Raw genomic sequence first — 21,965 nt, forward strand, 5'->3', positions numbered from 1 at the left:
AGCCCCAGGTTCGGGAAGGGGCGGGGAGGGGAATGGCCCGCCACCGGCTTCGCGATGCGTCGGGCGCCCTCTGACCGGCGGACGCGAGCAGCCTCGCCGCGCGTCGGACGGGGTAGCTCAGGCTGTCGTCCGCACCGGCACCGGGGTCGACAGGCGGCGGTCGGCGACGCTGCGGGCCGCCTCCGCCGTGTAGGTGCCCGGGATCAGGCGCCAGGCGTCCTTTGTCCCGTCCCAGATCTCCGCCGCCCGGCGGGGCAGCGGGATGGTCGCCTCGGCCGTCTCCCCCGGGGCCGCGTCCACCGATGCGAAGCCCGCGAGGCGGCGCACCGGCCGCTCCACCCCGTCGTCCTCGGGCACGGCGAGATAGATCTGCACGACCTCGCGCCCCGCCCGGGGCCCCGTGTTGCGGACCCGCACGGTCACCGTGCCCAGCGCCTCGCCGTCGCCCTCCGCGGGGGTGAACTCCATCGCCTCGTACGCCCAGTCCGTGTAGCCGAGGCCATGCCCGAACCAGTACGCCGGAGCGGTCCCCTCCCGCCGCTCCCACGCGCGGTAGCCGATGAACACGCCCTCGTCGTAGACCAGCCGGCCCTCGCTGGGCGTGACCGCGCTGACCGGGGCGTCCTCGAGCCGTTGGGGCCAGGTCGTGGGCAGGCGGCCGCCGGGCTCCTCCGCGCCCAGCAGGACGTCGGCGAGCGCGGCCCCCGCCTCCTGGCCCGGGAACCAGCTCAGCAGCACGGCCGCGACCTCGTCCCGCCAGGCCATCTCGACCGGTGAGCCCGCGTTGACCACCACCACGGTGGGGGTGCCGGTGGCGGCGACCCGGCGCACCAGCTCGTCCTGACGGCCCGGCAGCCGCAGATTCCTGCGGTCGAACCCCTCGCTCTCGACCCGCTCGGTGGTGGCGACCACCACCACGGCCGCCTCGGCCGCCGAGGCCACGGCGACGGCCTCCTGGATCAGCTCCTCGGCATCCCGCTCCGGGGCGCGGTGCAGCAGGCTGAAGCAGACGGCGTCGAGAAGGGCGTCCTCGGGGCGCGCCACCGCGCAGGTGAGGCTGACCTCCACCGGTTCGCCCGCCGTGAGCTGCGCCTGGCCCCGGGGCACGGGCGAGCCCATGAACGCCTCGAAGGGGTCGCCGACGTCCGCCGGGTGCTCCTCCCCCTCGAAGAGCACCTTGCCGTCCACGGCCAGCCGGAGGCCGCCCAGTCCCCTGGTGCCGAAGGAGTGGGCACCGCTCTCGCGCGGGGTGAAGGTGCCGACGGTCTCGACGGTGTGCAGCTCCTCGAAGCTCACGCCGTCGGGGAAGTCACTGATCCACTGCACCTGCCCGCCGGCCAGCCGGGACTCGCCCAGCACCCGCCCGTCCGCGGCCCTGACCACGGCGCGCAGCGCGAACCCATGGGCGGCGGGGGCGAGTTCATCGGTGGGGTCGGCGCCCACGGCGTAGCTGAGCTCGACGCCCGGGGGCAGTGCGGCCCGCAGCCCGTCGAGCGGTGAGATCACATGGTCGGGGAAGACCACCGCCGAGCCGCCGCCCAGCACCCGGGCATCGCGCGCCGCGGCGCCGATCAGGGCCAGCGAGCGCACCCCGCCGGGGGCGCCGGGGTCGAGGGGCAGCACCGCTTCCCGGCCGTCCGCGCCCTCGTTCCGCAGCAGCACGAAGGACCGCCGGGCGATCTCGCGGGCCAGCGCGTCCCCGTCGATCGGGCCGGGCCGGTCGACGGGGGCGACGGCCGGGGCCGCGCCGTCCAGGACGCCGACCCGGGCGGCCAGGGTGAGCAGCCGCCGCACCGCCTCGTCCAGCTCCGCCTCGCCCACCCGGCCGTCGCGCACCGCGGCGGCCAGCGCCTCGCCGTAGACGGTCCGCGGGCCGGGCATCGCGACATCCAGCCCGCCCTTGAGCCCCCGCACGGTGTCACGGGCCGCCAACCAGTCGGAGACGATGAAGCCGTCGAAGCCCCATTCACCGCGCAGCACCCCCTGCTGAAGCTCGCGGTGCTCGGTCATGGTCGAGCCGTTGACCCCGTTGTAGGCGGCCATGACGCCCCAGGGGCGGGCGTTCTTGACGATGGCTTCGAAGGGCGCGAGATAGAGCTCGCGCAGCGCCCGCGCACCGATCGTGTTGTCGACGGTGAAGCGCTCGGTCTCGGCGTCGTTGGCCACGAAGTGCTTGACGGTGGTGCCCACTCCGCCGTCCTGCACGCCCGTCACATAGCCGGTGCCGATCTCGCCGGTGAGATACGGATCCTCGCTGTACGCCTCGAAGTGGCGGCCGCCCAGCGGGGAGCGGTGCAGATTGACCGTGGGCGCGAGCAGCACATGGACGCCCTTGCGCCGCGCCTCCTGAGCGAGCAGCCGCCCCGCCCGCCGGGCGAGCTCCGGGTCCCAGGTCGCGGCGAGCGCGGTGGGGCTGGGCAGGGCGATGGAGGGGTCGTCGGCGGTCCAGTGGACGCCGCGGACGCCGATCGGGCCGTCCGACATCACCAGGGAGCGCAGCCCGATCGCCGGAGCGGCGGGCAGGCTCCACATGTCCTGCCCGGACAGCAGCCGCGCCTTGGTGCCCAGATCCAGCAGGCCGAGGGCCTTCTCCACGGCCTCGGCCGTGCGCCCCTCGCCGCCCTCGCGGCCCTCGCGGCCCTCGCGGCCCTCGCCGTCCTCGCCGCCTTCGTCGATCGCGTCCGCCATCGCTCGCCCCTCCCGGTGCGGGTCCCCTCCGGTCCTCGTCCGGGGCCATGGTGGACCCGAGAACCTGTCAGCAGGTAGGTACCGTTATCGACTCGTTATCAAACATGCTCTACGGTACGAACATGGAGAGGGCGACCGAGCGCGGTACCAGACGTGGTGAGGAACGACGGGCGGAGATCGTCCGCTGCGCGCTCGAAGTGATCGCCGAGCGCGGCTACCGGGGCGCGACCCTCGGCGCGGTCGCCGAGCGGGTGGGCCTCACCCAGCAGGGGCTGCTCCACTACTTCCCCACCAAGGATTCGCTCCTCATCGCCGTGCTCGAGGAGCGCGACCAGTGGGACACCGGCTCCGCGCGGCGCGACGGAGGGCACGTATGGCCGCTGGACCTGCTCGCCTCGCTGGTGGACTACAACGCGATGCGCCCCGGAGTCGTCCAGACCTTCTCCGCGCTCCTCGGCGAGAGCGTCACCGACGACCACCCCGCGCGCGGCTTCTTCACCCAGCGCTATGACAAGGTGCGCGCCGACATGGCGGCCATCCTGCGCGGCGAGTTCGGCGACCGGCTCCCCGGCGGGCTCACCCCGGAGGCCGCCGCGCCACTGCTGGTGGCGGTGATGGACGGGCTCCAGTTCCAGTGGCTGCACGACCGGGACGCGGTGGACATGCCCGCCCTCTTCCGGGCCTTCGTCTCCCTGCTGGGGCAGGGAGACGTAGCGGCCGAGGGGTGACGGCCGTGCGGGCGGGCCGTCTCGTGACGGTGGCTCAGTCGTCGCCGCCCACCAGCCTGACCCCCCGCTCGACCCCGGCCACGTTCCTCGGCACCGGCACGAAGGAGCCGCCGGTGTCGAACCTCAGCAGCGTGACCTCGGCCTCCGCCGGTCCCGGTTCGTACCGCCCCGCGTCCACCGCGTCGATCAGCCAGCGGTGCCGCTGTCCGTCGCAGACCGCGTCATAGCCGCCGAGGCCGTGGCGCTCGCGGCCCTGGGTGAGGGTGACGAGCACACTCGCCCGCGGGTACTCCATCGCCTCCCGGACGCATCGGTAGCTGCCGTACAGCGTGACGGATCCGTCCGGCGTGACGTCCCCGGTGCGGTCGATGGTCAGATCGTCGGTCCAGGGCAGGGGCAGACGCGGCCCGTCGGGCCGGGCGTGGGCGGCGGGCGCGGCATGGGCGGCCGGTGCCGCCATGAGAAGGACGGTGAGGGCGCCGAGGGCGCGGCGGCGGTTGCGCATGGACGTACGTACCTCCTGGGGCGGGAGTTCAGTTGCCCGTACAGCTACCGGGCGGCCGAACCCGTCCGGGGGAACCTCACCCCCGTGCGGCGTGTCCGGCACCGCCCAACGGGTGGTTGCCGGGCACTCGGTTGACCCCTCGGCCCCGCGACCGGTTGACCCCGGTGACGCCCTTACGGTGCTCGCCCGCGTCCTTACGGTGCCCGCCCGCGCCCTTACGGTGCTCGCCCGCGCCCTTACGGTGCTCGCCCGCGCCCTTACAGTGCTCACTCCCGGACCGCCTCCTCCGACGGGGCCACTGCGCTCGGGCGTGCTGCCGCCGGATCGCCCCGCAGCCCCGGGGCCAGGGCCAGGGTGACGGCCACGGAGACCACCGCCAGCGCGGCCATCGCCACGGCCGGTGAGGTGGGCTGGGCCAGCGCGCCCGCGAGGGCGGCGGACACGCCCTGCATGGTGAGCATGCCGGAGGAGTGCAGCCCCAACGCCTGGCCGCTCATCTCGTCCGGTGTCAGGGCCATCAGCCGCTGCTGGAGCGCCAGCGTGGCCGAGAAGCCGATCGAGGCGAGGGCGACGGCGGCCAGCGCGAGCGGCAGCGGCGGGTGCAGCGCGAAGACCAGATACGGCACGGCGAGCAGCAGCCGCAGGGGCGCCGCGAGCCGCTCCCGCCGGTGCGGCGGCAGCAGCCGTCCGGTGAGGAGGTCCCCCATCAGCATGCCGAGGGAGCCCACTGCGAAGAGCAGCCCGGCGTGCCGGGGCGCGTAGGGCACGAAGAGGGACTCACAGCCGACGATCAGCCCGTTGGGCACCCAGAGCGCGTAGTAGACACGGCGGCGGGGCGCGGAGGACCACAGCCGGGCGTTGACGCGCCAGGTCTCGGCGACCGAGGGCCGTCCGCCGGCCCGCGCCGGACGCCCGCTCAGGCCGAACCGGGCGGTGGCCCCGGCCAGTACGTACAGCGCGGCGGCGGTGAGCAGGGTGCCGCGCGCCGAGAGGGCGGTCACGAGGAGGCCACCGGCCGCGTATCCGCCGATCTGCATGGTGCCGCCCGACATGTTGAGCACCGAACGGCCCAGCAGATAGCCGTCCTTGGGCAGGATCTCGGTGAGCAGCCCGTAGCGGACGGCCCCGCCGAGGGCGGCCGCCGCGCCCAGCCCGAACACGATGGCGAGGACGGCCGCCACGGGCAGTCCGGGGAGGGCCAACGCGGCGGTCCCCAGGGCGAAGAGCGCCGACAGCCCGGACAGCGCGGCGCGCGGCGGCAGCCGGTCGGCCGCCGACAGCAGCGCCAGCGCGCCCGCCACCTGCGCGAGCGAGGGGCCGAACATGCTGAGCGCGGAGAGCAGCGGAGAGCCGGTCGCGGCGTAGACCAGGGTGCCGAGGGCGAGTCCGCTCGCGGTCGAGGCGGCCACCTGGGTGGCGGAGACCAGGAACAGCGGGGTGAACTCCGGGACCCGGAACACTTCTCGATATGTGCGCATGGCCTTCAGGCTCGGGAGTCGCCGCGCGGCGGCGTTAATGTTTCGCGCGGACGCGAAACAACGCGGAACGACACGGAACGACGCGCGACCACGGAGTGACGGCGGGGGTGGCCGGATGGGGCTGTGGTTGGTGGACGCGGACACGCTCGCGGGCGGCCGGTTCGTCCTCTCCGCCCTGGCCGAGACCACCGCGGCCCTGATCATCCTGGAGCGGGCGAGCGCCGCGCACCCGGGCGAGCGGGTCTGGCTCGACGCCCATCTGCCCGCCTACCGGGCGCGGTTGGCCGACGACCCGGTGACCGCGCTGCTCGTCCGGGCCGCGCTGGGCCGGACCTGGCTCGCGGACTTCCTCACCCAGGCGCCGCCCGGCGAGGGCGAGCCGTCCTTCGAGGAGGAGCTGGCCCGCATCCGCACGACGGCCCCCGCCGCCGCCCGCTCCGACCTCACGGTCTCCCTGGGCCGCACCCCGCTCCCGGCCGCGCTGCGCCGCGACGATCTGCCGGGACTCCTCGCGGAGCTGCTGGAGTGGGTGTGGACGGAAGCCGTACGGCCCACCTGGCCGCGCCGCCGCCGGATCATCGAGGCCGATGTGGTGGCGCGCACCGGCCAGGTGAGCCAGGGCGGCTGGGCGGCCGTCCTGGACGGTATGCGGCCGGGGATGCGCTGGCTGGGCGGCAGCCGGCTGCAGATCAACGTCCACGACAACCCGCCCCGCGCGGTCCACGGCGCCCAGCTGCTCTTCGTCCCCGTCACCCCCGTCGCCGGATGGGTCTCCTGGGAGGCGCCGCACCGCTACGCCGTGATCTACCCGTGCGCCGGTGCCCTCGCCGTGTCCGACCCGCAGCCGGCCCCCGGCCCCCTCGCCCGCCTCCTCGGCCCGGCCCGCGCGAGCGTCCTGCTCCTCCTCGACACCCCGAAGAGCACCACCCACCTGGTGGCCCTCACCGGCCAGACCCTGGGCTCGATCGGCCGCCATCTGCGCGTCCTGCGCGAGGCCGGCCTGGTCCGCAGGCGCCGGGCGGGGCGATCGGTTCTGTACGACCGGACGACGGTGGGCGAGGCCCTGGTGAAGGCGCAGCGGAGCGGTTCGTAGCCGCCGTCGCCCCCTGTCTTGACCTCAACCTCGGTTCATGTCCGAGCCTGCTCTCGCCGCATCGGCCACCACCGGGGCGCGTCCCGAAACCAACCAACTCCGATCAAGGAGGTCCGGCCATGACCGAGATGGTGACCCGATGGATCGAGGATCACGCTCATCGCCTCACCACGCTCGATCCCGAGGCTCCGTTGACCGATCTCCTGCCGCTGGTCGACATCGTGGGCGACGCCGAGGTCGTGGCCATCGGCGCCTCGACCCGTCAGACCCATGAGCTCAGCGCCCTTTCGCACCGGATCGTCCGGCTGTTGGTCGAGGAACGGGGATTCCGTTCGCTCGCCTGGGAAGGGGACAACCCGTCGGGCATCGGCCTCGACGAGTACATCGGCACCGGGGCGGGCGACCCCCGGGCGCTGCTGGCCGAGGCCCGGTCGTTCTGGCAGACCGAGGAGTTCCTCGACGTCGTCCGCTGGATGCGCTCGTTCAACCGGCGCCACCCCGATGACCCGGTCCGATTCGTCGACACCGCCCCGACCGCCCAGGAGCACCTGTCCCAGCTCTCCCTGCCCGACGGCCTCGCCCGCATCGAGCTGGGTCTGGCCGAGGACACGATCCGGTGGCACGAGAACACCGCGGACCGGATCGTCTACTGGGGCGGCCTCGCGCACACCGTCAACGGAACCCCGCGGGCCGTCTCGCCCCCCTCGCCGCCGATGACGCACCGCAACGCGGGCAGTTACCTCCGGGAGCGCTTCGGAGCCGGTTACGTATCCATCGGCCTCACCTTCCATCACGGCATGGCCCCCGGTCCGGTACCGGCGCCGCCCGCGGAGTTCGCTGACGCGATCCTGGGAGGCACCGCGCTGGACGCCTATCTCCTGGACCCGCGCGCCGACAGCCCGGCTCCCGTGCGGACCTGGCTCACCACGCCGACCAGAACACGCCTGCTCGGCCCTTGCTACGACCCCGCCGCCGACGCCGCCCACCACCTCTCCGGCGGATCGCTCGCGGACTGGTGCGACGCCGTCCTCCATGTACAAGAGGTCACCCCGGCCCGTTTGCTCTCGCACACCAGAGACTGAGCCCCGCCGCACAGCGTCTCCAACGAACATTCCGGCAGGCATGTTGCCCAACGAAATGATCGGTCATGATGGTTCTTGATCGGTCATGATGGGTTGTCACGTTCGAACGTCATTCGACGCACAACCATTGACACCCCTGACGGGCCCTCACTACCGTCACGTCAAGATTTCGAACGAGTGACGAAATATCGAACATCGCGAAGGGTCGATTGCTGTGCGCATCACCGGTATCAGTACGCATGTCGTCGGCACCCCCTGGCGCAATCTCACCTATGTGCAGGTCCATACGGACGAGGGGATCACCGGCGTCGGCGAGACCCGCATGCTGGGGCGGACCGATGCGCTGCTGGGCTATCTGCGTGAGGCCGAGACCAATCACCTCGCCGGATCGGACCCGTTCGCGGTGGAGGACCTGGTCCGGCGGATGAAGTACGGCGACTACGGCCGGGCGGGCGAGATCGTGATGTCCGGCATCGCCTGTGTGGAGATGGCCTGCTGGGACATCAAGGGCAAGGCGCTCGGGGTGCCCGTCTGGCAGCTGCTCGGCGGAAAGGTGACGGACCGGGTCAAGGCGTACGCCAATGGCTGGTACACCGTCGAGCGCACGCCCGAGGCGTTCCACAAGGCGGCCTCCACGGTGGTCGAGCGCGGCTACCGGGCGCTGAAGCTGGACCCCTTCGGCACCGGCCACTTCGAGCTGGACCACGCCGAGACCCTGCACTCGCTCTCCCTCGTGGAGGCCGTACGGGACGCGATCGGGCCGGAGACCGAGCTGCTGGTGGAGATGCACGGGCGGTTCAGCCCGGCGACGGCCGTAAGGATCGCGGCCGAGCTGGAGCGCTTCCACCCGTCGTGGCTGGAGGAGCCGGTGCCGCCGGAGAACCTCAAGGCGCTCGCGAAGGTCGCGGAGAAGACGCGGCTGCCGATCGCCACGGGCGAACGCATCCACGACCGGATCGAGTTCCGCGAGCTGTTCGAGTCGCAGGCCGCCGACATCATCCAGCCCGACGTCGGCCATATCGGCGGCATCGGCGAGACGCGCAAGCTGGCCGCCACGGCCGAGACCCACTATGTGCTGATCGCCCCGCACAACGTGGGCGGCTCGGTGCTGACCGCCGCGTCGCTGCAGGTCGCCGGCTGCACCCCGAACTTCAAGATCCTCGAGCACTTCAACGACTTCGCCGACGCGGAGATCAAGAAGGTGGTCAAGGGCGCCCCGCAGGTCGTGGACGGCTACTTCCAGCTCTCCCACGAACCCGGTCTCGGCGTGGAGCTCGACACCGACGCGGCGGCCGAATTCCCCCAGCAGCAGGCCCACTTCGACCTGTGGGCCGAGGGCTGGGAGAAGCGGGACCCGAAGGGCGGACGGCAGTGACCGCGCTCGTCCTCGACGCCCCCGGCGCGTTCCGTCTCGTCGAGACCGGCACCGCCGCCGAAGAGGCCGCGCCCGGCCCCGGTGACGCGCGGGTGCGGGTGCACGCCTCCGGGATCTGCGGCAGCGACCGCGAGCTGTACCAGGGCAACCGGCCCGAGGGGTACGTCCGCTACCCCGTCACCCCCGGCCACGAGTGGTCCGGGACGGTCGAGGCGGTCGGCGAGGGCGTCCCGGAGGCGCTCGTCGGCCGTAAGGTCGTCGGCGAGGGGTTCCGCAACTGCCAGGTGTGCGACCGCTGTCACGCCGGGGACACCACCTTGTGCACGGCCGGGTACGAGGAGACCGGCTTCACCCAGCCCGGGGCGATGGCCGACACCCTGACCCTGCCCGCCCGGCTGCTGCACCCGCTGTCCGACGACGCCGACCTGGGCGCGGCCGCGCTGCTGGAGCCCGCCGCGTGCGTCGCCGCCGCCGCGCTCAAGGCCCGGACCCAGCCCGGTGAGCGGGTCGCCGTGGTCGGCACCGGCACGCTCGGCATGATCGCCGTGCAGTTCCTCGCCGCCGTCTCCCCAGCGCGGCTGCTGGTGGTGGGCACCCGCCCGGACCGGGAGCAGCTGTCGCTGTCCTTCGGCGGCACCGAGTTCCGCACCCGGGACCAGCTGTCCGATCAGCTCTCGGGCTATGACGTGGTGATCGAGACCGCCGGATCGGCCTCCGCCGCCCGTACCTCCGCCTCCCTGCTGCGCCGGGGCGGCCGGCTGGTGCTCACCGGCATCCCGGCGGCGGGCGCGGAGGGCCTTGACCCCACCGATCTGGTGGTCCGCCAGATCGAGGTGCAGACCGTCTTCGGGGCCCCGCCCGCCGCCTGGTCGCACGCCGTACGGGTCTTCGACGCGGGGCTGCTGAGCCTGCGGCCGCTGATCACCCATGAGCTGCCGCTGACCGAATTCGCCTCGGCGATCGAGCTGGTCGGCAGCGGCGATCCGGCCGTCGGCAAGGTGCTGCTGCGTCCGCGGGACCTCGACTAGCGCATGCGTGAGACCTCGCCGTGCCAGACCTCGCCACGTCAAGCCTCCCGCCCCCGGCTCCAGTCGTCCCACCAGCCTTTCGGACCCGAATCCAGTCATCCCACCAGTCCTCCGGACCGTCTCTAGTCATCACCCCAGCCCCACCCGGACAACGATGTCCTGGGCAGCACCAGCCGGACGCCGAACCACCGGCCATCACTCCACAGGGAGCACCGTGACCGCCGCCTCACCCGCCTCTTCCGGCCCCCGCCGCCCCGCCGACGCGGCCCTCGCCTCGCTCGGCCACGCCACGCCCGCCCCCGACCCCGCCGACGCCTCGGCGCACACCTTCCCCGACGGCGGCACCTGGCGCACCGAGATCCCCTCCGTCGAGGGCCCGGAGGCGCTGGCCACCGTGTTCAAGGAGGCCGGGCGGCTGGATGTGCCGATCCACCGGATCAGCCAGGGCAGCGGCGTCTGGATGCTCACCGATGCCGAGATCACCGAGATGGTGGAGTGCTGCGCCGAGCGGAACGCCGAGCTGTGCCTGTTCACCGGCCCCCGCGGCACCTGGGACATCGGCGCCGCCACCCGCTCCGACTCCGGCGGCGGGGGGCTGCGCGCCCGCGGCCATGACGCGGTGGCCGGTTGTGTGGAGGACGCGCTGCGCGCGGTCTCACTGGGCGTGAAGTGCCTGCTGGTGGCCGACGAGGGGGTGCTGTGGCTGCTGAACCGGTTGCGGGCGCGCGGCGAGCTGCCCGCGGACACCACCTTCAAGCTGTCCGCGCTCGTCGGCCCGGTCAACCCGGCCTCGTTCGCGGTGTACGAGCAGCTCGGGGCCGACTCCATCAACATCCCCTCGGACCTGACGCTGGAGCACCTCACCGAGATCCGCCGGGTCTCCCGCGCCCCGATGGACTTCTATGTCGAGGCCCCGGACGACCTCGGCGGCTATGTCCGGCTCTATGACGCGGCGGAGCTGATCCGGCGCGGTGCCCCCATCTATCTGAAGTTCGGGCTCAGCAAATCCCCGGGGATCTACCCGTACGGCGCTCAGCTGCGCGACGTGGCGCTGGGCAGCGCCCGCGAGCGGGTGCGCCGCGGGCGGCTCGTGCTCGACCTGCTCACCCGGCTGGGCGCGGACGGCGGGATGTCCCCGCTCGGCTCCCGGCTGCCGGGTCCGCTGCGGCGTTTCACCGCCGACGCGGACCTGCTCGATTCCTGACGTCCCGACGCAACGACGCCCCAGGGAAGGACCCCAACACCATGCGCACGGTAAGAGGAGCACGAGCCGCGGCGATAGGCGCCGGCCTCCTCGCGCTCTCGCTGACCGCCACGGCCTGTGGCCAGGAGGCGGTCGGCGGCAGCCGGTACAAGCCCAAGGAAAAGGGAGGCACGATCGGCATCGCGATGCCGACGAAGTCCTCCGAGCGGTGGATCACCGACGGCCGCAATGTGGCCAAGCAGTTCCAGGCGGCGGGCTACAAGACGGACTTGCAGTTCGGCGAGGACGACGTCCGCACCCAGGTGGCCCAGCTCGAAAACATGATCACCAAGGGCCACCGGCTGCTGGTGATCGCGCCGATCAACGGCGGGGCGCTCAACGATGTCCTGAAGCAGGCCCATGACGCCAACATTCCGGTGATCTCCTACGACCGGCTGCTGCTGGGCACGCCGAACGTCGACTACTACGCGACCTTCGACAACGAGAAGGTCGGCAGGCTACAGGGCCAGTACATCGTCAACAAGCTGGGGCTGGCCAAGGGCCGGAAGGGCCCGTTCTCCATCGAGCTGTTCGCCGGCTCGTCGGACGACAACAACACCCGGTACTTCTACAACGGCGCGATGAGCGTGCTCAAGCCGTACATGGACAAGGGTGAGCTGATCGTCCGCTCCAAGCAGAAGAGCCTCAACCAGCTCTACACCGAGAAGTGGAGCGGAAGCGCGGCGCAGGACCGCATGGAGGACCTGCTCAACAAGTCGTACAGCACCGAGGACGTCGACGCCGTCCTCTCGCCGTACGACGGCATGTCCATCGGCATCCTCTCGGCGCTCAAGAGCGCCGGCTACGGCACGAAGGCCAAGCCGTTCCCGGTGGTGACCGGCCAGGACGCGGAGCTGGCCTCCGTGAAGTCCATCACCCGGGGCCAGCAGACGCAGACCATCTACAAGGACCTGCGCAAGCTGGCGAAGGCGACCGTGCAGATAGCCAAGGCGGAGCTGACCGGCGGCAAGGCCCCGATCAACGACACCAAGTCGTACGACAACGGCAAGAAGGTCGTGCCGACCTACCTGCTCGACCCGGTCAGCATCGACAAGTCCAACACCCAGGTGCTGGTGGACCAGGGTTACTACACCGCGTCGCAGCTCAAGTAGGGCGGGTCCGGGCTATGAACACCATTCTCGAACTGCGCTCCATCACCAAGACCTTCCCCGGTGTCAAGGCGCTCTCCGATGTCAACCTCCATGTACGCCAGGGCGAGATCCATGCCCTGTGCGGGGAGAACGGCGCCGGCAAGTCCACCCTGATGAAGGTGGTCAGCGGCGTCCATCCGCACGGCAGCTACGACGGCGAGATCCTCTTCGAGGGCCGGCCGTGCGCGTTCAAGGACATCCGCGCGAGCGAACAGCGCGGCATCGTCATCATCCATCAGGAACTGGCCCTGATCCCCTACCTGTCCATCGCCGAGAACATCTTCCTCGGCAATGAGCACGCCAGGCACGGTCTCATCTCCTGGAACGAGACCCTGAAGCACGCCACCGCGCTGCTGAAGCGGGTGGGCCTGACGGATTCCCCGCAGACCCGGATCACCGACATCGGCGTGGGCAAGCAGCAGCTCGTGGAGATCGCCAAGGCGCTCTCCAAGGAGGTGAAGCTACTCATCCTCGACGAGCCGACCGCGGCGCTGAACGACGAGGACAGCGGCAAACTCCTGGATCTGCTGCTGGAGTTCAAGGCCCAGGGCATCTCCTCGATCATCATCTCCCACAAGCTGAACGAGATCCGCAAGGTCGCCGACTCCGTCACCATCCTGCGCGACGGCCAGACCATCGAAACCCTGACCGTCCGGGAAACCCCGGAGTCCGAACCGGAGGTCTCCGAGGACCGCATCATCCGCGGCATGGTCGGCCGCGACCTCGACCACCGCTTCCCCGACCGCACCCCGTACGAGGGCGAGGACGCCTCCGAGGTGGCCCTGGCCGTCGAGGACTGGACCGTGCACCACCCCATCGACCAGCAGCGCAAGGTTGTGGACGGGGTGTCGCTGAATGTCCGGCGCGGGGAGATCGTGGGCATCGCCGGGCTGATGGGCGCGGGCCGCACCGAGCTGGCGATGAGCGTGTTCGGCCGGACCTACGGCCGCTATGCGGGCGGCCGGGTCTTCCGCGACGGCCAGGAGGTCCGCACCCGCACCGTGCCCGAGGCCATCGACCACGGCATCGCGTACGTCACCGAGGACCGCAAGCACTACGGGCTCAACCTCGACGACACCATCAGTCGCAACGTCTCGCTCTCCTCGCTCGGCAAGGTGGCGCGCCGGGGTCTGGTCAACGAGCACGAGGAGTCCCGGGTCGCCGAGCGGTTCCGCAAGACGATGAACATCAAGGCACCCACGGTCTTCGAGCGGGTCGGCCGGCTCAGCGGCGGCAACCAGCAGAAGGTCGTGCTCAGTAAGTGGATCTTCGCAGGTCCGGAGGTGCTGATCCTCGACGAGCCGACCCGCGGCATCGACGTCGGGGCCAAGTACGAGATCTACACGGTCATCAACGATCTGGCGGCCCAGGGAAAGGCCGTCATCTTCATCTCCTCCGAGCTGGGCGAGCTGCTGGGGATGTGCGACCGGATCTACACGATGGCGGCCGGGCGGCTGACCGGGGAGGTTCCCCGGGACGAGGCGAACCAGGAAGTCCTGATGCGCCATATGACAAGGGACAGAGGAGACGAAGGATGAGCACGGCCACCCAGAAGACCGAGAGCCCGGCCCCACCGCCGGCCGAGGGCTCGCCCAGCGTCGGGACGTTGCTGCTCCAGGGCCTGCGGTCCAATATGCGGCAGTACGGAATGCTGGTCGCGCTCGCCCTGATCATCGTCATCTTCCAGATCTGGTCCGACGACATCCTGCTGCGGCCCGGCAACGTCACCAGCCTGGTGCAGCAGAACGGCTACATCCTCATCCTCGCGATCGGCATGATGATCGTGATCATCGCGGGGCATATCGACCTGTCGGTCGGATCGCTCGTCGCCTTCGTCGGCGCGGCCGCCGGCGCGATGATGATCAAACACGATATGCCGTGGGGCCTCGCGGTCGTCCTCTGTCTGCTGCTCGGCGCGGTGGCCGGGGCCTGGCAGGGGTTCTGGATCGCCTACATAGGCATTCCGTCCTTCATCGTCACCCTGGCCGGAATGCTGGCCTTCCGCGGCGGCACCCAGATCCTGCTGGACGGTCAGTCCCTGTCGCCGTTCCCCGACGGCTTCGAGAAGCTGAGCACCGGCTTCATCCCGGAGATGGGCCCGTACACGCAGTACCACAACCCCACCATGGTGATCGGCCTCATCGTCTGCGCCGCCGCCGTCTGGCAGGAGTGGCGGGGCAGGCAGCAGCGGGCGGCCTATGAGCTGGACGTGGCGCCGATCGGACTGTTCTTCGTCAAGTGCGCCGCGATCGTCGCCGCCGTGATGGCCTTCACCATGACGCTGTCCAGCTGGCACGGCGCGCCGTACGGGCTGCTGATCCTCGCCGGTCTCTTCGTGATCTTCAGCTTCGTGATGCGCAACACCGTCATCGGGCGCCATGTGTACGCCCTCGGCGGCAACCAGCCCGCGGCCAAGCTGTCGGGTGTGCGGGACAAGCGCGTCACCTTCATGGTGTTCGTCAACATGGGCATCCTGGCCGCCCTCGCCGGTCTGGTCTTCGCCGCCCGGCTGGGCTCCGCCACCCCCAGTGCGGGCCTCAACTTCGAGCTCGAGGCCATCGCCGCCGCGTTCATCGGCGGCGCCTCGGCCAGCGGCGGTGTGGGCACGGTGCTCGGCGCGATCATCGGTGGTCTGGTGCTCGGCGTGCTCAACAACGGTATGTCGCTGGTCGGCATCGGTACCGACTACCAGCAGGTGATCAAGGGTCTGGTGCTGCTGGCCGCGGTCGGCTTCGATGTCTGGAACAAGCGCAAGGTCGGGTCGTAACCCATCAGCTGTCCCTCATGGATCTAGCCTTATGGAGCCGCATATGACCACGAGCAGACGCACGGTGATCACGGCGGCGGCGGCCGGACTGGCGGCCTCGGCCGCCACGACCGGCACCGCCCACGCGAACAGCGGAGGGGACTCCGCGGGCAAGGGAGACGCGGTGAAGGAGCACTTCGGCACGCTCTCGGACGGCACCGAGGTCGATCGCTGGACGATCGAGAATGGCCGCACCCGGCTGCGCGTGCTCAGCTACGGCGGCATCGTGCAGGCCCTGGAGATCCCCGACCGCCACGGCCGCCGCGCCAATGTGTCGCTCGGCTTCGACGACCTGGACTCCTATGTGACGGACAGCCCGTACTTCGGCGCCCTCATCGGCCGCTACGGCAACCGCATCGCACGCGGCACCTTCACGCTGGACGGCAAGAAGTACCAGCTGCCGATCAACGACGGGCCGAACAGCCTGCACGGCGGCGACAAGGGCTTCGACAAGCACGTCTGGTCGGTGGAGCCGTTCCGCAAGGGCGCGGACGTGGGGCTCACCCTCCGCCGGGTGAGCCCCGACGGCGAGATGGGCTACCCCGGCACGCTCACCGTGCGCGTGGACTACACGCTCACGGCGGCGGGCGACTTCCGCATCGACTACGAGGCCACGACCGACAAGGCGACGGTCGTGAACCTCACCAACCACACGTACTACAACCTGGCCGGGGAGGGCAGCGGCTCCGTCTACGACCACCGGCTGGAGATCGCCGCCAGCCGCTACACCCCGGTCGACAAGACCCTCATCCCCACCGGCGAGCTCGCCAAGGTGGCCGGGACCCCGTTCGACTTCCGCCGCGCCAAGGAGATCGGCCGGGACATCCGGGAGGCGCACCAGCAGGTGCTCTACGGGCAGGGGATCGACCACAACTTCGTGCTGGACAAGGGCATCACCAGCCGTCCCGAGCACTTCCTGACGGTGACCGAGCCGGAGTCCGGCCGGGTGATGCGGATCGCCACGACCGAGCCCGGTGTGCAGTTCTACACCGGCAACTTCCTGACCGGCACGTTCGCGGGCACATCGGGGCGGGTCTACCGGCAGGGCGACGCCTTCGCCCTGGAGACCCAGCACTTCCCGGACTCGCCGAACCAGCCGTCGTTCCCCTCGACGGTGCTGCGGCCGGGGCAGACCTACCGGTCGACGACGGTGCACTCGTTCTCTACCCGCTGACCTCCGTTCTCCTCCTCCCGTCCCGCCTTCGCGCGGGGCGGGAGGTTCGTCGTTTCCCGCCATCCGAGAGGACCCCCATGAGACCAATACGCCCCCGGCTCGCCCTGCTCGGCGCCGCCCTGCTCGCCGCCGCTCCCCTGGGCCTCGCCGTACCGGCAACGGCCGCGCCGGACACCACCGCCACCCCCACCGTCGAGGAGCAGCGGCTCGACAAGGCCGCGCCCCAGGAGATCCTGCGGCGCAGCGGGTTCGACGACGCGGCGCCGGACTTCGCCCGCGCCCTGGCGGGCGTACGGTCCCCTGCCGAGGCCGAGCGAGTGATCGCACGCGAAGGCGGGCATCTGTGGAAGCGCGCCGTGGACCGTGTCCAGGGCCGGGGGCCCGCGGGCGGGGACCTCAGCCGGGACGACGACCGGCCGCTGTACTGGGCACGGCTCGGGATGACCCGGGCGCTCGGCCAGTGGCAGCCGGGCTTCCCGCTCACCGACGCCCGCCGCGCGGCGCTCCTCGACACGCTGGAGCGCACCTCACGCGGGGAGGACTCGATCGACCTCCCGGCAGGCAAAGCGGGTCAGCGCGTCAAGCGCATCGTGGTCACCGGCTTCGATCCGTTCCAGCTGGACGCCGACGTCCGCCGCTCCAACCCCTCCGGCGCGGCCGCGCTCGCGCTGGACGGGACGACGATCCGTACGGACAGCGGCCCGGCCCGCGTCGAGACGGCCGTCTTCCCCGTCCGCTGGGCGGACTTCGCGGACGGCACGGTCGAGCGGGCGCTGCTGCCCGCCTTCCGGCCGGGGCCGCGCCGGGTGGACGCGTTCCTGACGGTGAGCCAGGGCCGGGTGGGCCGGTTCGACGTCGAGCGCACCAACGGCGCCTGGCGGGGCGGCTACCCGGACAACGCGAACGTCTCCCGCACCGAGACCGTGCCCATCCCGGCCGGTGTGCCGACCCAGCGGCCCCAGCCGCAGTGGACGACGACCACCCTCCCCTACGAGAAGATCGTCGCGGCGAACACCGGCCCCGTCCCCGTCTACGACCACACCGAGGTCACCGAGATCCCGGCGGGCGGCTCCACACCCGTGGTCCGCCCGGACGGCCCGACCCCCGGCTCGACCGCCCGTGCGGGTGGTGGCGGCGACTACCTCTCCAACGAGATCGCCTACCGCGCCACGCTGCTGCGCGACGCGGTCGGTCTGAAGGCCCCGGGCGGCCATCTCCACACCCCGGTCCTGCAGTTCGGGCCGGGCAACACCGACCCCGCCACGGGCCAGGTCACCGACCCGGACTTCGTCCACGACCGCGAGGCCATCACCGCCCAGGTGCGCTCGATCCTCACCGTGGTCGCGGCCACGGCATGACGTGATGGGCCGTGACCCAGGTGGCGGTCCGTGATCCACTCCAATGTACGAGTTATGTCGTACATTGGACGGTGGAAGGAGGACCATGTCCCAACAGGCACATTCCACAGTGGCGGTCACGGGTGTCACCGGAGCGCTGGGCAGTCGGATCGCGGCCAGCCTCGCCGAGCGCGGCGTTCCCCAACTGCTCGTCGGGCGCGACCCCGACCGCATCCCCGAACTGCCGGGGGCCCAGCGGCGGGGTCCGGCCGAGTACGCCGACGCCTCCGCGATGCGCACCGCGCTCGCGGGGGCGTCGACCCTGGTGCTGGTCTCGGGGCGCCCCCGGGGCCGGCGTCTGGAGGAACACGCCACCGCCGTCGAGGCCGGGCGGGCGGTCGGGGTGGAGCGGGTGCTGTATGTGTCCCTCATCGGGGCGGCGCCCACCGCCACCTACCGCAACGCGCGCGACCACTGGCTGACCGAGCGGTTCCTGGCGGGGTCCGGGGTCCGCCACACGATCTTCCGGGCGGGCATCTACGCCTCGACGCCCGCCGCCCTCGCCGACGAGGACCTCCTGGTGAGCGGGCCCGGCGGAAACGGCCGGGCCGCCTTCGTCACCCACGACGACATCGCCGATGTGATCACGGCCGTGGCCCTCGACGAGGGGCCCCGCTCCGAACACGACGGGGCCACCCTGGAGGTCACCGGGCCGGAGGCCCTCACCCTCGAGGAGATGGTCTCCCGGATCGCCACGGCCACCGGCCGGCCCTATCGCTATGTCCCCGAGAGCGTGGAGGAGGCGTTCGCGCGGCGGTGGCGGCAGGGCGCCGACGGGGTGCGGATCGAGAGCTGGATCTCGTGGTACCAGGCCATCGCGAACGGCGACGTGTCCGCGGTGACCGATGTCGTCCAACGGATCACGGGCTCGCCCGCGACCCCGGTCGAGCGGGCCGGCTGGTGGCCCGAGCCGAAGACCGCGGGATAGCCGCTACGCCCCCTACGACCCGCCGTTGGCACCGTTGGCACCGTTGAAGCCGTTGGCACCGTTGAAGGCGCCCGCCGCCGTCTCGCCCCGCGGCGCCGCGGGCTCGTCCTCACCCGTCAGGTCGCGTACGAGCAGCGTCGCTCCCGCGACCGCGCCCGGCATCAGGAAGACCGCCACCAACGGGATCAGGAAGAGGACGGACAGCGGGACGCCGAAGCCGAGGGAGAGGAGGCGGCGGGAGCGGAGCAGGCGGCGGCGCTCCTTCAGCAGGATGCCGCGGCGCAGCAGGGCGATCGACGTCAGCTCCTCGGTGAGGAAGAAGGCGGTCACGCAGAAGGCCAGAACGGGGATCACGGTCTGGCCGACCCCCGGGATGAAGCCGAGCGCGAAGAACAGCACGCTCCAGAGGGCGACGCGGATGAGCAGTGCGATGGCCTCACGCAGCCCTATCCACAGCTCGGCCCAGGTCGACATCCCGGACTCGGGCACCGCGCCGCCCTCGGAGCGGTCGACCGCTTCGGAGAGCGACTCGTAGAAGGGCTGGCCGACCAGCAGCGTGACCGCCGTGAACGTGATGATGGCGAGGAAGAGGCAGGTGGCGGCGAAGAGGATCGAGAGCGCGCCGCGGAAGACGCCGAGCCAGGGTGAGGACCAGTCGTCGGCGAAGGGCGTGGCCCATGCGATGACGTCATCGGTCCAGAAGAAGAGGGCGACGAGGGCCGCCGCGTATCCGACGAGGGTGATCAGGGCGGGAATCATCCCGAACCCCCACCATCTCCCGTGCCGGGCCGCCCAGCGTTGCCCCTTCATCAGATAACCGAAGCCACTCACAAGATCACGCATGGGCCGAAGCCTACTGTCCTGGCGTGGCGCGATAAGAGCGCCGGGTTTATCGGTCTGCCAGGTGAATCTGCCAGGTGAAGTCCACGGTGTGCGGATAGTGGTCGGACAGCGGTTTGCCGTCGGCGTCGAGGAAGGCCGTATGCGCGTTGTGGTAGCGGGTGGCGGTGAGGGAGAGCAGCGGGCCGGAGCGGTAGAGGACCTTGTCCACGACCTCGCAGGTGTCGGTAACGTCGTCCGGGTCGCAGACGAGGGCGTCGGAACCGGCGGGCGGGGCCGAGCCGCCGCGTACGAGGTCCACCCAGGGGTCGGTGAGGCCGTTTCGGATGGCGAGGTCGCGGATGTTGTCGGCGGCGCGGGTGTAGCGGGTGTTGGTGTCGCCCATGACGAGCACCGCGTTACCGGCGGAGTGGGCGGCGATGTAGTCGGAGAACTGGGTGATGTTGGCCCGGCGGGCGGCGAGGTCGGCGTCCGTCGTCCCCGCGTTGGGGTGCAGGTTGTACAGGTCGAGGTAGGCGCCCTCGGCCAGCCGCACCCGGGCGAAGCTGAAGCCCTTCGGGGTGAGGCAGTCGGTGCCGTTGCACCGCTTCCACTTCACCCGCTCGAAGCCGTCGTACGGCAGGTCGGAGAGGGTGTTCAGACCGTCGCCGAAAACGGCGGGACCGCTGGTGGGGGTGCGGTACGGGTGGTCGTCACCGGCGTAGAGCGCGGCGTGGTAGTTGAAGTCCTCCTGGACGTTGACGATGTCGTACGCACCGAGCCGGGGGGATATCAGCGGGGTGTTCTTGGCGGGGTGGCTGGAGGACAGCCCCTCGGGGAGCCCCGCCACGTTGTAGGTGAGCACGTTGAAGGTGCCCGAGGTGGCCTGGTGGGTCCCGGTGTCGGCCACGGCGGGCGTGGCGCCGGATGTCGTGACGGTCGCGCAGAGGGCGAGCGCCGCCGCGGCGGCGACGGCCAGGCGTATGACGACGGGGCGTATGACGACGGGGCGTGTGACGGCTGAGCGTCCGATGCGTCTCAAGGGAGCGTCCTCTCGGCTGTTGACCATCGCTTCAGAGCTTTCCCGCGCCCGCCTGGGCGGTGACGGCCGCCACGACGGAGGACGCCGGTTCCGCCGTGTACGCGTATGGCGGGGTGGTGAAGCTGCCCGTCCGGGAGATCTCGGTGGCCGCGCCGCCCAGGTCGTTGCCGCGCAGCACCGCATAGCCGTCGACATCGCTGTCCCGGCTGGTGGTGACGGCCACTTCGGTGTCGCGGAAGACGTTGTTCTCGACCAGCGTCTGCGCACCCATCCGGGAGTGCACACCGGTCTCCGCGCCCTGCACGTAGTTGTCGTAGAAGTGGCCGGTGCCGAAGCGCAGGCTGGGGATGCGGGAGTACACGTCCGAGAACCAGTTGTGGTGGTACGTCACCTTGAGGTGCCCGGTGTCCTCGCTCGCGTTGTTGTCGCTGTGGCCGACCAGGCTGCCCTTGAAGTGGTCGGCGAACTTGTTCCAGGAGACGGTGATGTCGTCCGAGCCGTGGTTGATGTCCAGCAGACCGTCGTAGTAGTCCTTGTCGTGGTCGCGGTCGGCCGAGAAGGTGTTGTGGTCGATCCACACCTTGGTGGACTTCTGCACGGTGATGCCGTCGGACGGCTTCCGGGGCTTGCTGATGTCGAGGTTGCGGACGATGACGTTCGTCGACTCCTTCAGCCGCAGTCCGCCGCCGGTGAAACCGGAGCCCGAACCCGCGCCCAGCACGGTGGTGTTGGAGCCGATGTCCACCTGGCCGGTGAGGGAGATCAGCCCGGAGACCTTGACCACCTTGGCCTTGTCGCCGGTGACGGCGGACTTGAAGGCGTCCAGGGAGGTCACGGTGGTGGCGGTGGCGTTCCCGCCGCCCGTGGTGCCGGCGCCGAAGCCGATGGGGGTGGTCTCGGCGGTGGGACGCGTCCCCGTGGCGGAGCGTGCGGTGTCGGCCGGGTCCGCGCCATGGGCGGAGACCGTGGAGAGGCCGCCGAGGGCGAGCGCCGCGGTGACGCCCGCGGCGACCGCGGTCAGCCGGCGTCGGTCGCGGGCGGTGACGCGGGTGGCGTCCATGACATCGTCGTCGTCCGTGGTGCCGTGGTCGTGCGTCGAGCGCATGGGGGAGTCCTCTCATTCGGAGGATCTCCACACGGGAGGGTAATCGCTTGCGGGATGAGCGAGGGTGAGCGGCAAGCACGCTGATCACAAAGGCCGGTGGAGATCGCCAAAGGTTGCGGCTCTGACGGTGCGGGGCCCCGGCGCCGGGCGATGTGGTCAGGATCGCCCCGGCGGACAGCGGCCATCCCGGAAGAAGCTAGTAAGCGCTTGTTGCGCTGTCAACACCCGTACGAAGCAAGGGAGTTGGCCGTATCGAGAGTTGACGGGCGGGGACTTTGCCGAATCCACAGGCGGCCCACAGGAATCGCCTCTACCTTTCCATG

General features: G+C 71.2%; 17 protein-coding genes and 1 pseudogene. 12 read left to right on the forward strand and 6 right to left on the reverse strand.

Features of this window, described 5'->3' with window-relative positions:
- Positions 1-117: 117 nt before the first annotated feature.
- Positions 118-2,688, reverse strand: a complete 2,571-nt coding sequence (locus J2Z30_RS29195) for a glycoside hydrolase family 3 protein (protein WP_245388567.1) — start codon at positions 2,686-2,688, stop codon at positions 118-120.
- A 122-nt stretch (positions 2,689-2,810) separates the two neighbouring features.
- Between J2Z30_RS29195 and J2Z30_RS29200 the strand changes: the two genes are divergently transcribed.
- Positions 2,811-3,416, forward strand: a complete 606-nt coding sequence (locus J2Z30_RS29200) for a TetR/AcrR family transcriptional regulator (protein ID WP_044581986.1) — start codon at positions 2,811-2,813, stop codon at positions 3,414-3,416.
- Between the two features lie 34 nt (positions 3,417-3,450).
- Here J2Z30_RS29200 and J2Z30_RS29205 read toward each other — a convergent pair whose 3' ends face one another.
- Both J2Z30_RS29205 and J2Z30_RS29210 read right to left on the reverse strand, forming a co-directional pair.
- Positions 3,451-3,921 (reverse strand): DUF6299 family protein, encoded by a 471-nt coding sequence (locus J2Z30_RS29205; protein WP_052701605.1) that lies wholly within the window; start codon positions 3,919-3,921, stop codon positions 3,451-3,453.
- 266 nt (positions 3,922-4,187) lie between these two features.
- Entirely contained in the window at positions 4,188-5,399 is a 1,212-nt protein-coding gene (locus J2Z30_RS29210; RefSeq protein ID WP_044575945.1) for an MFS transporter, read from the reverse strand.
- Between the two features lie 115 nt (positions 5,400-5,514).
- On the opposite strand from J2Z30_RS29210, the gene J2Z30_RS29215 reads away from it, so the two are divergent.
- The 11 genes from J2Z30_RS29215 to J2Z30_RS29265 all read left to right on the forward strand — a co-directional run bounded on the left by J2Z30_RS29215 (position 5,515) and on the right by J2Z30_RS29265 (position 18,676).
- Positions 5,515-6,492, forward strand: coding sequence for an ArsR/SmtB family transcription factor (locus tag J2Z30_RS29215; protein WP_044575942.1), 978 nt, complete (start codon positions 5,515-5,517; stop codon positions 6,490-6,492).
- A gap of 119 nt (positions 6,493-6,611) precedes the next feature.
- Entirely contained in the window at positions 6,612-7,574 is a 963-nt protein-coding gene (locus J2Z30_RS29220) for an erythromycin esterase family protein (protein ID WP_044575940.1), read from the forward strand.
- A gap of 214 nt (positions 7,575-7,788) precedes the next feature.
- Complete coding sequence (locus J2Z30_RS29225; RefSeq protein ID WP_044575938.1) at positions 7,789-8,949, forward strand: mandelate racemase/muconate lactonizing enzyme family protein; 1,161 nt, start codon at positions 7,789-7,791, stop codon at positions 8,947-8,949.
- Positions 8,946-9,977 (forward strand): zinc-dependent alcohol dehydrogenase, encoded by a 1,032-nt coding sequence (locus J2Z30_RS29230; RefSeq protein WP_044575935.1) that lies wholly within the window; start codon positions 8,946-8,948, stop codon positions 9,975-9,977. The genes J2Z30_RS29225 and J2Z30_RS29230 overlap by 4 nt, the downstream gene beginning before the upstream one ends.
- A gap of 214 nt (positions 9,978-10,191) precedes the next feature.
- On the forward strand, positions 10,192-11,181 hold the full coding sequence (locus tag J2Z30_RS29235; protein WP_044575933.1) for a hypothetical protein: 990 nt from the start codon (positions 10,192-10,194) through the stop codon (positions 11,179-11,181).
- Positions 11,182-11,222: 41 nt separating this feature from the next.
- On the forward strand, positions 11,223-12,332 hold the full coding sequence (chvE, locus tag J2Z30_RS29240; protein ID WP_044575929.1) for a multiple monosaccharide ABC transporter substrate-binding protein: 1,110 nt from the start codon (positions 11,223-11,225) through the stop codon (positions 12,330-12,332).
- 14 nt (positions 12,333-12,346) lie between these two features.
- On the forward strand, positions 12,347-13,909 hold the full coding sequence (mmsA, locus tag J2Z30_RS29245; protein ID WP_044575926.1) for a multiple monosaccharide ABC transporter ATP-binding protein: 1,563 nt from the start codon (positions 12,347-12,349) through the stop codon (positions 13,907-13,909).
- Entirely contained in the window at positions 13,906-15,138 is a 1,233-nt protein-coding gene (gene mmsB / locus J2Z30_RS29250) for a multiple monosaccharide ABC transporter permease (RefSeq protein WP_044575924.1), read from the forward strand. Before mmsA ends, mmsB begins: the two co-directional genes overlap by 4 nt.
- Before the next feature lie 43 nt (positions 15,139-15,181).
- Positions 15,182-16,351: an aldose epimerase family protein gene (locus J2Z30_RS29255; protein ID WP_209468885.1), complete on the forward strand. Its 1,170-nt coding sequence runs from the start codon at positions 15,182-15,184 to the stop codon at positions 16,349-16,351.
- Positions 16,352-16,428: 77 nt separating this feature from the next.
- A complete protein-coding gene (locus tag J2Z30_RS29260) occupies positions 16,429-17,709 on the forward strand; it encodes a pyroglutamyl-peptidase I (protein WP_044575918.1) in 1,281 nt (426 codons plus the stop codon).
- 85 nt (positions 17,710-17,794) lie between these two features.
- A complete protein-coding gene (locus J2Z30_RS29265) occupies positions 17,795-18,676 on the forward strand; it encodes an NAD(P)H-binding protein (RefSeq protein WP_044575915.1) in 882 nt (293 codons plus the stop codon).
- A 12-nt stretch (positions 18,677-18,688) separates the two neighbouring features.
- On the opposite strand, the gene J2Z30_RS29270 is transcribed toward J2Z30_RS29265, so the two are convergent.
- From J2Z30_RS29270 to J2Z30_RS29280, 3 genes and pseudogenes are all read right to left on the reverse strand, one after another.
- On the reverse strand, positions 18,689-19,519 hold the full coding sequence (locus tag J2Z30_RS29270; protein ID WP_044575913.1) for an EI24 domain-containing protein: 831 nt from the start codon (positions 19,517-19,519) through the stop codon (positions 18,689-18,691).
- 61 nt (positions 19,520-19,580) lie between these two features.
- Positions 19,581-20,480 (reverse strand): annotated as a pseudogene (locus tag J2Z30_RS29275) (exonuclease/endonuclease/phosphatase family protein); the annotation flags it as partial.
- 88 nt (positions 20,481-20,568) lie between these two features.
- Complete coding sequence (locus tag J2Z30_RS29280; protein ID WP_372453323.1) at positions 20,569-21,642, reverse strand: pectate lyase family protein; 1,074 nt, start codon at positions 21,640-21,642, stop codon at positions 20,569-20,571.
- Positions 21,643-21,965 lie beyond the last annotated feature (323 nt).

This window comes from Streptomyces iranensis (assembly GCF_017874715.1).
GTDB classification, from domain to species: Bacteria; Actinomycetota; Actinomycetes; order Streptomycetales; family Streptomycetaceae; genus Streptomyces; species Streptomyces iranensis.